This is a genomic window from Pseudoalteromonas sp. MER144-MNA-CIBAN-0113 (assembly GCF_040308965.1).
Lineage (GTDB): Bacteria > Pseudomonadota > Gammaproteobacteria > Enterobacterales > Alteromonadaceae > Pseudoalteromonas > Pseudoalteromonas tetraodonis.
Genome location: NZ_JBEOOG010000041.1, coordinates 19,838 through 33,794, shown reverse-complemented (window position 1 = coordinate 33,794; position 13,957 = coordinate 19,838). Strand labels below are relative to the sequence as shown.

Genomic DNA, 13,957 nt, shown 5'->3' with positions numbered 1-13,957 from the left:
GTACGACTGAGTGGATTCGAACCACCGACCCCTACCATGTCAAGGTAGTGCTCTAACCAACTGAGCTACAGTCGTACAATATGAAATTCTTAAACTTTAAATACAGCATTTACTCATTTTGGTACGACTGAGTGGATTCGAACCACAGACTGCTGGACCGGGTGATCAAGAGTAGGTAGTGCTTTTTCTTTCAACGTACTTTAATTAAATCTTTAAAAATTTGGTACGACTGAGTGAATTCGAACCACCGACTTCTGGACCGGGTGCTCAAGAGTAGGTAGTGCTTTTTCTTTCAACGTACTTTAATTAAATCTTTAAAAATTTGGTACGACTGAGTGGATTCGAACCACCGACCCCTACCATGTCAAGGTAGTGCTCTAACCAACTGAGCTACAGTCGTACTATAAGTCTACATACTACTTAATTCGTCCATGAAGCTTCATCCTGTCGGCGTCCTGCCTCCAACTCGTTCGGCTGCGAAGCTTCGCTTCAATCTCGCCCAACTGAGCTACAGTCGTACTGCATGTATTTAAGAATTGTTAATTGCTTAACAACGGTCGCTAATATATAGCGTGATGAGTGGTGAATCAAGCATGTTTATGGTTTTTAAGTTTATTTGCCGTTTTTTTATTCATATTGGACTGATTTCGCACGTTTTATAAAATTTTTGCCACCAGATAACATGCTCTTTTGCTGACGCTTTTAGCTGAGAGAGTAAGTTGTTAGAATTTGGGTCAAGTAGGGCGTTTACCGCTTCACTACTCACTGCTTGATTAAACCATAGCTGCATATAAAGCGGCTGCAATGTTTCTAAATACCCGCTCAGCTGTGCTTGATAAGGCTGTATTTGTTTTAAATAATATTTATTAAATATATTACTGACAATTTTAGCCTGCTGCTTGTTTTTCCCTTTAGGGCAAATATCTTCTACTACTAATGAATTTACAAACTGGGTTGCTGTATGATTTAAGCTAATTTGTTCTCGCGCAGCTTGAATAAGCTGTTGGTCAAATTTGTATCTGTTGAGCGGTTCAAGCGCTGACAAAATATCATCGCTGTTTATTGCCATACTCTTTTTCGTTTCTATTTGGTGTTTAATGGTCGTTAGCTTTTTAAGCGCCTCAACCGTGTCACTAAACCCAGCCGGTTGGGTGCTGAGTTCTTGGCCAGTTAGCTGCCAAGTGCTGCTCAGTTCAGGTTCACTATATAAAACATTATTAAAATAATGAGCGAGTTGAGTTTGTTTTTGGGTTTTTGCCGCTGCAATTTTACTGTGAACGTTGCTTTGTTTATCTAAGGTGTTTAAACAGTTTTGCGCGCTTTTAATAAAATCTATTTGGTACTTCAATTGGCTAGCAGCGGTGGCTGTTTTGCCTAATTGATTATTATGCTCGCTTATTAAAACGTTAAGTTTACATTGGCTAATACCAGCTAGTTCAGTTATGCCAATTTTAATCGCAGGTTGCAACGCTTCAACTGGCTCTACTAAAGCTAATTGTTGCAGTGGCTTTGTGTGTGGCTCAGGCGTTTGTAAGGTATTACTTAAGCGAGACAAATAGGTTTTATTTGCCTCACTGGGCTGCTCAGAGCAGCCCAAAAGCACCATACAACATGCTGCCAATAACCAATTAAGCGGCAGTTTGGTGTAGATTGGTTGTTTAAGAGAGAATAAATGGTTCACGTTTAAATCGCCTATGAACGGTCAGCATCAGTAGTATAGCTGCAACTGATAAGCCAACGATAATGCCTATCCAAAAACCATGCGGGCCCATTGCTGGCACTATTATGTCTGTTCTTGCTAATACGTAGCCTAAACTAAAGCCGATTAACCAATAAGAGATAAAAGTGATATAAGAAATAGGCGCGGTGTGCTTTAAGCCTCTCAATATACCATTTGCAGCTACTTGTAATGCATCAGGAAGTTGGTAAATACAGGCTAAAATCATAATTGATGAAGCAAGCGCAAGTACCGCAGGGCTATCGCTATATAATTGGCTAATCACATCACGCCCTATAAATGTAATAAAAGCGATAAACAACGCAACCATAGCCGCCATAATATAACTTGTCGATACCGCTACTTTTAATTGATCTAAATGATTTTGCCCAAATAAATTACCAATTCGTATGCTAATGGCAATTGAGAGGCTCAGAGGCATCATAAATAACAGTGCAGTCACACTGGCTGCAATTTGATGGCCAGACACAGCCACCGCACCCAAATGCGCAATAAACAGAGGAATACAGGCAAACAAGGTCACTTCAAAAAAAGTAGCGAGTGAAATAGGGATACCGAGTTTGGTAATAATACCAATGGTTTTAAAATTGGGTTTTTCAAAGCCTGTCAATAAGCCTTTGGCATCTATTTTTTTACTCAGCTGGCAATAAGTAACTTGCGCAATAGCCATTACAGTAAATACCAGTGCGGTGGCAATACCACAGCCAGCGCCCCCAAATGCGGGTAGACCAAATAAGCCCTTAATAAAAATATAATTGAGTGGGATATTTACCGCAAGTCCGAGTAGGCTGATATAAAACGCAGGCTTGGTCATCCCCATGCCTTCGGTCATATTTCTATACACGGTAAAAATTAAAAAACCAAATACACCCCATTTAACAAAATGAATGTAATCAAAAGCAAGTCCCGCAATCGCCGGGCTAGTATCAAGCTGTAAAATAACGGTATTGGCAAGCTGGGCAGCACAAAAACCTGCAATACTCAAAAGGAGCGTTAAATAAAGCGCTTGCTGAAAATAATGGCTAATGCCGTTGCGATCTTTAGCACCCGCAAATTGAGCAATGACTCCCGTTAGGGCTAATAGAATACCTTGTATTGCTAATAAAATTGGGTTCCATATTCCTGTAGCAATTGAGAGGGCAGCGAGATCGGTTGGACTCACTTGTCCGGCCATAATGGTATCAACCACTGACATTAATACTAAGGTCACTTGTGCTAAAAAAACGGGAAAGGCGAGGGAAAGTAAACGTTTAGCTTCCCAACTACAAAAAGTCATAAAAAACAGCTATTCAGAAAAACATGGGCGCATTGTAATCTATTGTGATTGCTCTATCTATGTAGACAATCAGCGAATCTATTAAATTGCTGCATAAGCTTACTTTTGTTGCGAATAAAAGTGCTATTAAGTGAATTATTTTAGCGATTGATACGTTAAACTAGCACTTTGTTAGAAAGAGAAGCGATTTTTATGTTTACCGGTATTATTCAAACTCAAGCAACAGTAGTCTCTAGAACCCATACGCAGGGTGTATTACGTTTAGTCGTTTCTGTTAATGAGCAATACGTAAAGCATTTAGACTTAGGTGCTAGCATCGCTATAAATGGTTGCTGCTTAACGGTAGTTAAAGTAGAGCTTAGTAATCAAGATGTGGTGGCTCAAGTGCATTTTGATGTTATTGACGAAACTTTGCAGCTTACTAACCTTGGACAACTGGAATTGGGTAGTTTAGTCAATTACGAGCGTTCGGTGTCGTTTGGTACTGAGCTGGGTGGGCACATAGTCTCTGGTCATATTCATTGTACTGCCAAAATAGTGCAAATAGTTAAACTAGAAAATAACTACAAAATACAGCTTAGCCTTCCAAAAAAATGGCAAAGATATGTGTTATACAAAGGGTTTGTATCTATTAATGGCGCCAGTTTAACGGTTGGCAATATTGATGAGCATGGCTTTTGGTTACACTTAATACCAGAAACACTCGATATTACTAATTTAGGTGCAGCTGTTGTAGGTGATGAATTTAATATAGAAGTTGATCAGCAAACATACACTATTATAAACACCGTCGAAAACTACATGCGCCAACATAGCTAAAATATTTGTTCGTCATCGCTGTCCACGTGTAACTCTAACTTATTACGTGCATAGTCTATATGCATATTTAAGTGAATTAGATTACAGCAAGCACTGCATTCTTCATAGTAGTCTTGGTCGCCCATACTGGCATCAAGGTCTAAATGAATATGGTGTCCACAATGTGGGCAGGCGATACGTTGTGATAAAAAGTCTTTCATAACACCCCCTTAAAAATTAAGTTATTTTACCTAGATAGCACATAACGGCTTAATACTAAGTAGCTTGAACTCTGACTAAATGATTTACTCATATTGAGCTATCAACAGTGATTTATTACAAATAAATTCAATGCAATTAGCCCTAAAAATAACGCTTGAATAGATTTATTTTGTAGAGTTCAAGTATAAGTATAGTGCTTATATTTTGTTTACTCATTTATTTAAGTTTAGTAGTTTTTCAACGTGTTCTTTTGCCTGATTTAGGTAATGGCCTGCATAAATATTGGCATGGTTCAAAATAGGGTAAAGCTGATAAATAAGCTTACGATGTTGGTAGTTCTGAGAGAGTGGATAATGATGATCATAGGCGCTATAAAATTCATCGGGTAATGGAGCAAAAAATTCACTCATAGCAATATCGACCTCTCGATCACCGTAATAGCAGGCAGGGTCAAATAGGGTCGGAATATTATTTACAAATCCCATGTTTCCGCGCCAAAAGTCGCCATGTAATAATGAGGGCAAAACATGATGATTATGCAGTTGCTCTTTTACTAAATTTATCAGTTGTTCGGGGTCTGCCAGCACAATGTCTTTTTCAGCTAATAGCTGTAATTGCCAACCAATACGTTCTTCTGCAAAAAATACATCCCATTTTTTATGCCATTGATTTGGTTGAGGCGTAGAGCTTAAATAATTGTCTGTATCAAAACCAAACATCGCTTGCTCGTGTTTTTGATGTAACATGGCAAGGTGTTCACCCATCGTTGACCAATGCGTGTGGGGAAGGTCATCAAGTGTAAGCCACTCTAATACAATAAACGCATATTCTATATTGGCGCCAGTTGTAATACAGTCGGGCACCATAAATATACTGTTTTGAGTGAGTTGTTTTAAGCCCTGTGCTTGTGCTTCAAAGCGATCGAGCTCATTCTTTTGCGCAATTTTAACTAAATAATTGTGCTTGCCATCACTTATATGGAAAAGCTTATCGGTTGATGTGTTTTGCAACTGACGTTTATGGGTGTGTTTAAAATCGTAATGGATAGCTTGGCTGATCTGTTGATTGATTGTTTTCCACATAACAATTGCTCACCTTTTAAACCTATAAATAAACTATGGCAAAAAGGGATTAAATAAACAAATTAATCGGTGTAAAATTAAGACTATCAATTTCTGATACAAATCACTGAAATGGAATAAAAATGAATAAAAGTTTTATCACTAACTTATTGGCAGCGTGTTGTGTTGTTATTGGTTTTGTATTTGATCAAACCATTGTACTTTCAGTGGGTTTATTTGCACTCTCTGGTGCGGTTACAAACTTACTCGCTATTCATATGCTATTTGAAAAAGTCCCGTTTTTATATGGATCGGGAGTGATTGCGCTCAAGTTTGAAAGCTTTAAAGTAGCTATAAGAAATTTAATACTTACGGAGTTCTTTTCTGAGCATAAAATAGACAAGCTTCTAAGCAAGGCGCAGCCAACGATTGATTTTGAATCGGTAATTTATAAAGTAGATTTAAACCCTGCATTCGATAATTTGTTAGTGGTGATAGAGCAATCACAATTTGGCAGCATGCTGGCAATGTTTGGCGGTACAGAGGCGGTAGAGCCAATGCGAGAAAAATTTATCGAAAAAATGCAATTATCACTGGTGCAAATAAGCGGCACCGACGATTTTAAAATGCTACTAAGCGATATGCTTACTCAAGGCAATAACGCGGAAAGTTTACATAATACAGTACTCAAATTAGTGGATGAACGCCTAGATGAACTCACCCCTAAAATGGTAAAAGAAATAATTCAAACTATGATCCGCGAACACTTAGGCTGGCTCGTTGTATGGGGTGGGGTATTTGGTGGCTTGTTTGGTTTGTTGGCAGCGCTTATTTAATAATAAATACACGTTAAGCAGGTACTAAGCTCTGCTTAACGTGTTTGATTCGCGTAAATTGAACGTATTAAAACCGATTTCCTAGTCATAATTTAGGTTATTTAGATCCCGCCATAATAACCACCATCAGTTTATTTACCTTTGCCAAATCCCTTATTGATGTGCTGGTGGTAGCCTCAATATTGAAAAAGCGTGCAGATTTGTCTAAATCATAATGCGCTACAAAATCATTCATTGATAAATCATTGCAGCGTAATTTTTTGCTAATTACATGCTTGTTGGTATGGAGCTCTTTAATCGTTCTGTGCAGTGTCAGTCGTTTGTTAGAAGCAACGGCCATGCAAACTTGTGTACCGGGTGATGAATCAGCGGCAACAAAAGTGGTTGCCATTACAGGTGCTGTTAATGTTGCTGCGCCCAATAATATAGTTGAATATAGAGTTGCTTTGAAAGAAATCATAGTATTTTCCTCTTTGTTTATGTGCAACTTAAGTATTGTTTAATGTAGCCAGAATGTTGTTAACTGAATGGGGCAAGCTGTAAGAAGATGTGTATATAAATTATGCAATTTTGTAGGTGTATGAAAAGTTGTTCATAAGTAACCTGAACTATGGATAATAAATCTATCTCAAGCAGCTATTTTCAGCGCTAACTGCGTTGAATTTACTTGCAATAGGCCCGCTATTGACGCGAAAATTCGCCTTGTTTTCACTGTAAATTTCTAGCTGGAGAAAACGAACTAAATTATTAATATAATTCAATATGTTAGTAAATCTCTTAACCAAAGTTCAGGTTAAGTAATTTATTTTTGACACACTTTGGTATTTTACTGCTGAAATATTTTTTCAGACTGTTATTATCGCGCCCTAAATTTGTGGCATTTTATATTTTTGGAGCGCAATTGTGAATAAAACGTTAGCCAGTTACTACCAGCAAGCTTATGCGTGTGAGCAACAGCATTTTAACCAATGTTTTTATTGCGGCTGTGAAGCAACAGAGCGCGATCATTGCCCGCCATTACACATGCTACAAAGTATTATTGATTTAGGGGAAGAGGCTGATTTTGTTGCTATTGCGGCTTGTTATGAATGCCATGCATTACTTCACAATGAACGCCTAATGACCATTGATGAGCGTTTTAGTAAGCTTAAAAAGAAACTATCAAATAAATACGCCAAGCCCTTACGTGTGTACAACATGTGGGAAGAAAACGAGCTTGGCGACATGAGCGATGAATTTGCGCACAGCATTCAAGCGGGCATGAAACTCGGTAAAGAAGCGGCTGAGCGACTTGCCTTTACAGGGTTTAGTTATGCCACTGAAGAAGCGCGCGTTACGGTGCGCGAAAAAACCAAAGAGTTTGATGTAGAAGGCACCGTATTTACCGATTTTAAAGAAGCGCTTAACTATTGCATTACTGTATTAAAAGTACAAAAAAGTGATTTTTATAAAATTTTAGTCGAGGATTATCAAGGCGATTTTAATAAGGCATTGAGCCAATACAGGCATCGTCATGATAAAGTCACCGCCGCAAAAGATGGTAATACATTAATTAAAGATTTTTCAAAATTACATAAGCAAAATTCAGATTTTGTAACCCGAACGGTTAAACACTTTATTAGTAAAGATCCATCGCTCACCACTGAAGGGGCACTGGATAAGCTTTATAACAATTATATAAAAAAATAATTACAGAAACTCACCTTAAATAACCGCCTTTTCACCTGTTTTTTTAGCTTTATGCGTTTGCTTTCGCTAAAGTAGTAAAAAAACAGGAGAACCTAAAAACATGCAAAAATTTGCTCCCTCATTGTTAGCTGTTGGTTTAGCAGCGGCTCTTGTTGGTTGCCAAGAAAGCGGCCCGCAAGATGCAAAAGTAACCATTAATAAAAACCCATACCCAAGTACTTATCAACCCGTTGCTACATCAAGCACCTTGATCACTAATGCAACGGTATTAACAGGCACGGGTGAGCGTTTAGATGAAGCCGATGTATTACTTGTTGATGGTAAAGTACAGCAAGTTGGTAAAGATTTAACCGCTAACGCAGACACCACTATCGATGCGCAAGGCAAATGGGTAACACCAGGTATTATTGATGTTCACTCTCATTTAGGTGCTTATCCAAATCCGTCGGTTGAGTCTCACCAAGATGGCAACGAAATGACCAGCCCAAATACAGCAGAAGTATGGGTTGAGCATTCAATTTGGCCACAAGATCCAGGCTTTAATCGCGCACGTGAAGGCGGTATTACCTCGTTACAAATTTTACCAGGTTCAGCTAATTTATTTGGTGGACGTGGCGTTACCCTTAAAAATGTACCGGCTCACACCATGCAAGGGATGAAGTTTCCTGATGCACCATACGGTTTAAAAATGGCGTGTGGTGAAAACCCTAAACGCGTTTATGGCCGTAAAGGTGAATTACCGATGACACGTATGGGTAATATGGCAGGCTATCGCACAGCTTGGATTGGTGCGCAAGAGTACAAGCGTGCTTGGGATAAATACGATGCTGATTACGCTGCGGGTAAAAACCCAGAAGCTCCACACCGCGATATTAAATACGATACCCTTCGCGGTGTTTTAGAGGGTGAGGTTCGTATTCACAATCACTGTTATAAAGCTGAAGAAATGGCGATGATGATCGACCTTTCTAAAGAGTTTAATTACCATGCGGGTACATTCCATCACGGTATTGAAGCTTATAAAATCGCAGATTTACTGGCTGAAAATGGCTCGTGTGCAGCACTTTGGCCAGACTGGTGGGGCTTTAAAATGGAAGCCTACGATATGGTACAAGAGAACGTAGCGATTGTTGATGCAGTTAAAAACTCATGTGCCGTTGTGCATTCAGACTCAGACACGACGATTCAGCGCTTAAATCAAGAAGCCGCAAAAGTAATGTACAGTGCAAACCAAAATGGTTTTGATATTTCTGAGCAGCATGCAATTAAGTGGATCACGGCTAATGCCGCTAAATCACTCGGCATTGAAGATAAAACAGGCTCACTTGAAGCAGGTAAACAAGCTGATGTGGTTATTTGGAATCAAAGCCCATTTAGCGTTTACGCAAAAGCAGAGCAAGTGTTTGTTGATGGCGCTAAAGTTTACGATAGAAACGATAGCGCATTCCAAGCACAAAGTGATTTTATGTTAGGTCAACAATAAGGAGCACCCAGAATGAAAAAATTATCACGTTCGTTTTCGCTTTCTCTGGTTGCTGCAGGGTTACTAGCATCGGGTGCGGTGAGCGCTCAATCTCTTGCTATAATTAACGCAACACTGCATACATCCTCAGATCAAGGCGTATTAGAGTCTGCCAGCATCGTAATGAATGATGGCAAAATTACTGCAATTAATCCTAGCGATGTTAAAGCAGATAAAATTATTGATGCCAAAGGTCAAATCGTGACCCCTGGTTTTATTGCCACTGTAAATCAACTTGGTTTAGTTGAAGTAGGTGCGGTTGCGGGCTCTCGCGATGCGGGAGAAGAAAAAGCAGGTATTGATTTTGATGCAAGCTTGGCATTTAACCCTCGTTCAAGCCTAATCCCTTATGCACGTAAAGGCGGTGTTACTCGTGACTTAATCACTCCATACGGTGGTGACAGCATATTTGCAGGCCTTGCCAGTGTGGTGGATTTAAGTGGCAGCTTTGAAAGCGTACTTAAAAAACAAGCGGCATTAGTGGTTCATTTGGGTGAGCGAAGCAAAGGCTCTCGTGCATTTACATTGCAAACACTGATCAATAAGTTAGATGAGCACCAAACCAAAGCAAGCAAAGAAGCTAAGAAAGACGATGCTAAGCCAAGTGCTGAAGATAAAATAATGGCTAAAGTACTAAAAAGCGATATGCCATTACTAATTAGTGTGTCGCGTGCATCGGATATTGTTGAACTTATAAAAGTGAAACAGCAGTTTGGGGTAAATATTGTTCTTAATGGTGCGCAAGATGCCGTTGTAGTTAAAGATCGAATCGCAAAAGCGGGTATTCCTGTGATCATCAGTGCAATGGATAACTTACCAGGCAGTTTTGATTCATTACATGCAAGCCTAAATAATGCCGGCATACTAGAAAAAGCAGGTGTTAAAGTACTTTTAACTGTGGGTGGCGATGCCAGTCATAATGTTTACCAGCTTCGCTATGATGCCGGTAATGCAGTGTCTTATGGTATGAGCCAGCAAGGCGCATTAAAAGCGATGACTTCAAATGTGGCTGATGTATTTGGTATTAATGCTGGTAGCTTAGAAGTGGGTAAAGCCGCTGATGTTGTAATGTGGAGTAATGACCCGTTTGAGCTGAGCAGCCACGTAAATAAAATGTTTATTAATGGGGTTGAGGTAAGTACTGAATCTCGCCAAGATAAACTGCGTGAGCGTTATACAACAGAATCAAACATGCCACGTGCATACACTAAATAAACTTGTTTAGTTGAATTTAAAGGCCGCATTAGCGGCCTTTTTTATGAACAGCTTTTACTTATACCAATCCGCAAAGTAAACCACTTAAATAAGCGAATTGGTATTAGGCACAAAAAAAGGCGCTCTTTGGAGCGCCTTTTCATTCATTTAATGGATTTATACCAGTTTAGATAAAATCTCGTTAAATGTTGTGCTTGGGCGCATTGCTTTAAAAGCTGCATCGTCATTTGGCTGGAAGTATCCGCCAATGTCCATTGCTGGGCCCTGTGCATCGTTTAGCTCGCTAACAATTTGCTCTTTGTTAGTTTCAAGGTCGCTAGCAATTTGCGTAAACTGCGCTTTAAGCTCGCTGTCATCATTTTGCTTAGCAAGTTCTTGTGCCCAGAATAAAGATAAGAAGAAATGAGAGCCACGGTTATCAATCTCTTTTACTTTACGTGAAGGCGACTTGTTTTCAGCTAAGAATGTGCCGGTAGCTTTATCAAGCGTATCTGCAAGTACTTGTGCTTTTTTGTTACCTGTTGTTGTGCTTAGGTGCTCAAGTGACGCAGCAAGTGCTAAGAATTCACCTAAAGAATCCCAACGTAAGTGGTTTTCTTTTTCGAATTGTTGAACGTGCTTAGGAGCAGAACCACCCGCACCTGTTTCAAATAGACCACCGCCATTCATTAGTGGCACAATTGAAAGCATTTTAGCACTGGTACCCAATTCTAAAATTGGGAATAAATCTGTTAGGTAATCACGTAATACGTTACCTGTTACAGAAATCGTATCTTTACCTTCTTTGATGCGTGCTAGTGAGAATAAGGTTGCATCCATTGGCGATAAAATTTGAATATCTAGGCCAGCAGTGTCGTGATCTGGCAGGTATTTATTTACTTTTTTGATTAGCTCAGCATCGTGTGCACGTTCTGCATCTAACCAGAAAATAGCCGGATTACCTGTTGCGCGAGCGCGGTTTACTGCAAGTTTAACCCAATCTTGAATAGGTGCATCTTTAACCTGACACATGCGCCAGATATCGCCTTTCTCAACACTGTGCTCAAGTAATGTATTACCGTTTGTGTCTACAACACGGATAGTACCGTCAGCTTTTGCTTCAAATGTTTTATCGTGTGAGCCGTACTCTTCTGCTTTTTGAGCCATAAGGCCAACGTTTGGTACGCTACCCATAGTCGTAGGATCAAATGCACCGTGCTCTTTACAAAAATCAATCGTTGCTTGGTAAACGCCAGAGTAACAACGATCTGGAATTACAAAGCTTGTGTCTTGTAATTTATCGTCTTTATTCCACATTTGACCGCTTGAACGAATTGCAGCAGGCATAGAGGCATCGATGATCACATCACTTGGTACGTGTAAGTTTGTAATGCCACGATGAGAATCAACCATTGCGATAGCAGGGCGGTTAGCATAAACAGCTTGAATGTCAGCTTCAATTTCTTCGCGCTTAGCGTCATCTAAAGTTTGAATTTTAGAGTAAACATCGCCTAAACCGTTGTTTACATCAACACCTAGCTCTTCAAAAAGTGCACCGTGTTTTGCAAAAACGTCTTTGTAAAATACTTTTACAGCGTGACCAAAGATGATTGGATCAGATACTTTCATCATGGTTGCTTTCATGTGAAGCGAAAATAACACGCCTTTTTCTTTAGCTGCATTAATTTCAGCTTCAAGGAATGCTTGTAATTTTGCAGCACTAATACGTGATGCATCAATTACTTCACCAGCAAGTAGCGGTGTGCTTTGCTTAAGTACAGTGATATCGCCATTAGCCGCTACGTGTTCAATACGAACATCCGTTGCTTCATCAACAGTTAGTGACTGCTCTGAACCAAAGAAGTCACCTTCTTCCATGCTTGCAACATAAGACTGTGAATCTTTGCTCCATGCACCCATAGAATGTGGGTTATTACGTGCATATTCTTTTACTGAACTTGGTGCGCGACGATCAGAGTTACCTTCACGAAGTACAGGGTTTACTGCACTGCCTTTAATTTTGTCATAGGCGGCTTGAATCGCTTTTTCTTCATCGTTTTTAGGTTCTACAGGGTATTCTGGAAGTGCATAACCTTTTTCTTGAAGCTCTTTAATTACAGCGCGAAGTTGTGGAACTGAGGCACTGATGTTCGGTAATTTAATGATATTAGCTTCTGGTGTTTTCGCCATTTCGCCAAGTTCTGCAAGTGCATCACCAATGCGTTGTTCTTCTGTTAGGTAATCCGGGAAGCTCGCAATAACACGACCAGCGAGTGAGATGTCGCGTGTTTCAACTTCAACACCTGCCGCATTTGTGTACGCTTGGATAATAGGTAACAACGAATACGTTGCTAATGCCGGAGCTTCGTCCGTTTTTGTATAGATAATTTTTGATGTCATCATCATTCCTAGATAGTAGGCCGCATTGGCCAAATTCAACAATGCAAAGAAATCATCGCCTAATACCTTATAAATAAAGTATTAATGTATGCAATGAGTAGTCTGTTAGGTGTTGGTACTCGTATAACCTAAACAAGGTAAGAATAATCACACCTGACGGACTAGTGTCTTTTATAACTAAAATTTATGTAAATCTAAACTAGCCATTAGGCTAAAGTAATTACGTTTTACAGGATAAAGAGTGTAACAAGCTTGGCTAAAAAGGGCTAGGATTACGCGCTAAACGCCAGCAGTTAAACATCTAATAGTGAAATTATTGGGGTAGATAAAATAAAATCAAGGAGTGGGGTTGAATTAACGAACAATGAAGCAATTAATATGGAAGTGGTTAGGGGGGTTAGGGAATTAAGCGAGGATCTAAATAGGTCGCTCGCTTTAGTCTCATATTTACAATCACTCTAAAATATCGCCGTTAGGGGCTATATTAGTAGCGTGTAGACCTTTAGGGCCTTGTTGTAATTCGAAGGTAACATCTTGACCAGCTTTAAGTGTCTTGTATCCGTCCATTACAATAGTGGAGTAATGAGCAAAAATGTCGTTCTCGCAACCGTCTTCTACGATGAAACCAAAACCTTTGGCGTTGTTGAACCATTTGACTTTACCACAAGCCATACTTCTACATCCTTCTATAAGTTGACTAATTTAGTTATCCTAAACTGTATTGTTTGCTAGACTGACTAAGGTTTAATCAATCACCATTTGACTGTAGTTTATTTAAGCAACCAGTCAAGTGTTTTGGGTTATTTTTTAACATTTTATTTATTTTTTTATTCAAGTTTGCTTGAGTTACAAAGACAAGACTATATTTAATTATGAGTGGTATGAAAGATTCTGGTGTTATCGACACCGTTCGCGATAGTGAAAAGCAAAAGTTGCAGCCACCGCGAAAATATAAAGTTGTGTTAAACAACGATGATTACACGCCGATGGATTTTGTAATTGAGATCTTGATGACGTTTTTTAATATGGATAGCGATAGAGCAACTGATGTGATGCTGCAAATACATCAGCAAGGTAAGGGCATTTGTGGTGTTTACAGCGCCGATGTAGCACATACCAAGGCTGAGCAAGTTAACCGCTACTCAAGGGATAACGAGCATCCACTGCTATGTAGTTGTGAGCAGGAATAAATACCACAAAGGTGAACTTTCATCTTTGAAG

13 protein-coding genes and 2 tRNA genes are annotated in these 13,957 nt (G+C 39.4%); 6 read left to right on the top strand and 9 right to left on the bottom strand.

The annotated features are described in order from the left end of the window. Position 1: 1 nt before the first annotated feature. The 4 genes from AAEY57_RS11875 to AAEY57_RS11860 form a co-directional block, all read right to left on the bottom strand. A tRNA-Val gene (locus AAEY57_RS11875) sits at positions 2-75 on the bottom strand. Positions 76-323: 248 nt separating this feature from the next. Next, positions 324-400, bottom strand: a tRNA-Val gene (locus tag AAEY57_RS11870). A 231-nt stretch (positions 401-631) separates the two neighbouring features. Continuing rightward, positions 632-1,681 (bottom strand): DUF3080 family protein, encoded by a 1,050-nt coding sequence (locus AAEY57_RS11865; RefSeq protein WP_350607936.1) that lies wholly within the window; start codon positions 1,679-1,681, stop codon positions 632-634. Then, positions 1,659-3,014 carry an MATE family efflux transporter gene (locus AAEY57_RS11860; RefSeq protein ID WP_033102521.1) on the bottom strand — a complete coding sequence of 452 codons (1,356 nt, stop codon included), beginning with the start codon at positions 3,012-3,014 and terminating at the stop codon, positions 1,659-1,661. Before AAEY57_RS11860 ends, AAEY57_RS11865 begins: the two co-directional genes overlap by 23 nt. Before the next feature lie 192 nt (positions 3,015-3,206). On the opposite strand from AAEY57_RS11860, the gene AAEY57_RS11855 reads away from it, so the two are divergent. After that, complete coding sequence (locus AAEY57_RS11855) at positions 3,207-3,833, top strand: riboflavin synthase (RefSeq protein WP_016899871.1); 627 nt, start codon at positions 3,207-3,209, stop codon at positions 3,831-3,833. On the opposite strand, the gene AAEY57_RS11850 is transcribed toward AAEY57_RS11855, so the two are convergent. Beyond that, complete coding sequence (locus tag AAEY57_RS11850) at positions 3,830-4,033, bottom strand: CPXCG motif-containing cysteine-rich protein (RefSeq protein WP_008464077.1); 204 nt, start codon at positions 4,031-4,033, stop codon at positions 3,830-3,832. The genes AAEY57_RS11855 and AAEY57_RS11850 overlap by 4 nt on opposite strands. A 213-nt stretch (positions 4,034-4,246) precedes the next feature. Further along, positions 4,247-5,116, bottom strand: coding sequence for a fructosamine kinase family protein (locus AAEY57_RS11845; protein ID WP_013464743.1), 870 nt, complete (start codon positions 5,114-5,116; stop codon positions 4,247-4,249). Positions 5,117-5,238: 122 nt separating this feature from the next. Between AAEY57_RS11845 and AAEY57_RS11840 the strand changes: the two genes are divergently transcribed. Beyond that, positions 5,239-5,931: a DUF445 domain-containing protein gene (locus AAEY57_RS11840; protein WP_350607935.1), complete on the top strand. Its 693-nt coding sequence runs from the start codon at positions 5,239-5,241 to the stop codon at positions 5,929-5,931. 97 nt (positions 5,932-6,028) lie between these two features. Here the strand turns inward: AAEY57_RS11840 and AAEY57_RS11835 are convergent, their stop codons facing one another. Beyond that, positions 6,029-6,391, bottom strand: a complete 363-nt coding sequence (locus AAEY57_RS11835) for a DUF3718 domain-containing protein (RefSeq protein WP_350607934.1) — start codon at positions 6,389-6,391, stop codon at positions 6,029-6,031. A 443-nt stretch (positions 6,392-6,834) separates the two neighbouring features. On the opposite strand from AAEY57_RS11835, the gene AAEY57_RS11830 reads away from it, so the two are divergent. From AAEY57_RS11830 to AAEY57_RS11820, 3 genes are all read left to right on the top strand, one after another. Continuing rightward, entirely contained in the window at positions 6,835-7,620 is a 786-nt protein-coding gene (locus AAEY57_RS11830; protein WP_350607933.1) for a hypothetical protein, read from the top strand. Between the two features lie 100 nt (positions 7,621-7,720). Then, a complete protein-coding gene (locus AAEY57_RS11825) occupies positions 7,721-9,103 on the top strand; it encodes an amidohydrolase (protein WP_016899875.1) in 1,383 nt (460 codons plus the stop codon). Between the two features lie 12 nt (positions 9,104-9,115). Beyond that, on the top strand, positions 9,116-10,357 hold the full coding sequence (locus AAEY57_RS11820; protein ID WP_008465156.1) for an amidohydrolase family protein: 1,242 nt from the start codon (positions 9,116-9,118) through the stop codon (positions 10,355-10,357). A gap of 156 nt (positions 10,358-10,513) precedes the next feature. On the opposite strand, the gene AAEY57_RS11815 is transcribed toward AAEY57_RS11820, so the two are convergent. Then, positions 10,514-12,736: an NADP-dependent isocitrate dehydrogenase gene (locus tag AAEY57_RS11815; RefSeq protein ID WP_350607932.1), complete on the bottom strand. Its 2,223-nt coding sequence runs from the start codon at positions 12,734-12,736 to the stop codon at positions 10,514-10,516. A gap of 453 nt (positions 12,737-13,189) precedes the next feature. Continuing rightward, positions 13,190-13,408 carry a cold shock domain-containing protein CspD gene (gene cspD, locus AAEY57_RS11810; RefSeq protein WP_013464751.1) on the bottom strand — a complete coding sequence of 73 codons (219 nt, stop codon included), beginning with the start codon at positions 13,406-13,408 and terminating at the stop codon, positions 13,190-13,192. A gap of 209 nt (positions 13,409-13,617) precedes the next feature. On the opposite strand from cspD, the gene clpS reads away from it, so the two are divergent. Beyond that, entirely contained in the window at positions 13,618-13,926 is a 309-nt protein-coding gene (gene clpS, locus AAEY57_RS11805; RefSeq protein WP_008110102.1) for an ATP-dependent Clp protease adapter ClpS, read from the top strand. Positions 13,927-13,957: the final 31 nt, after the last annotated feature.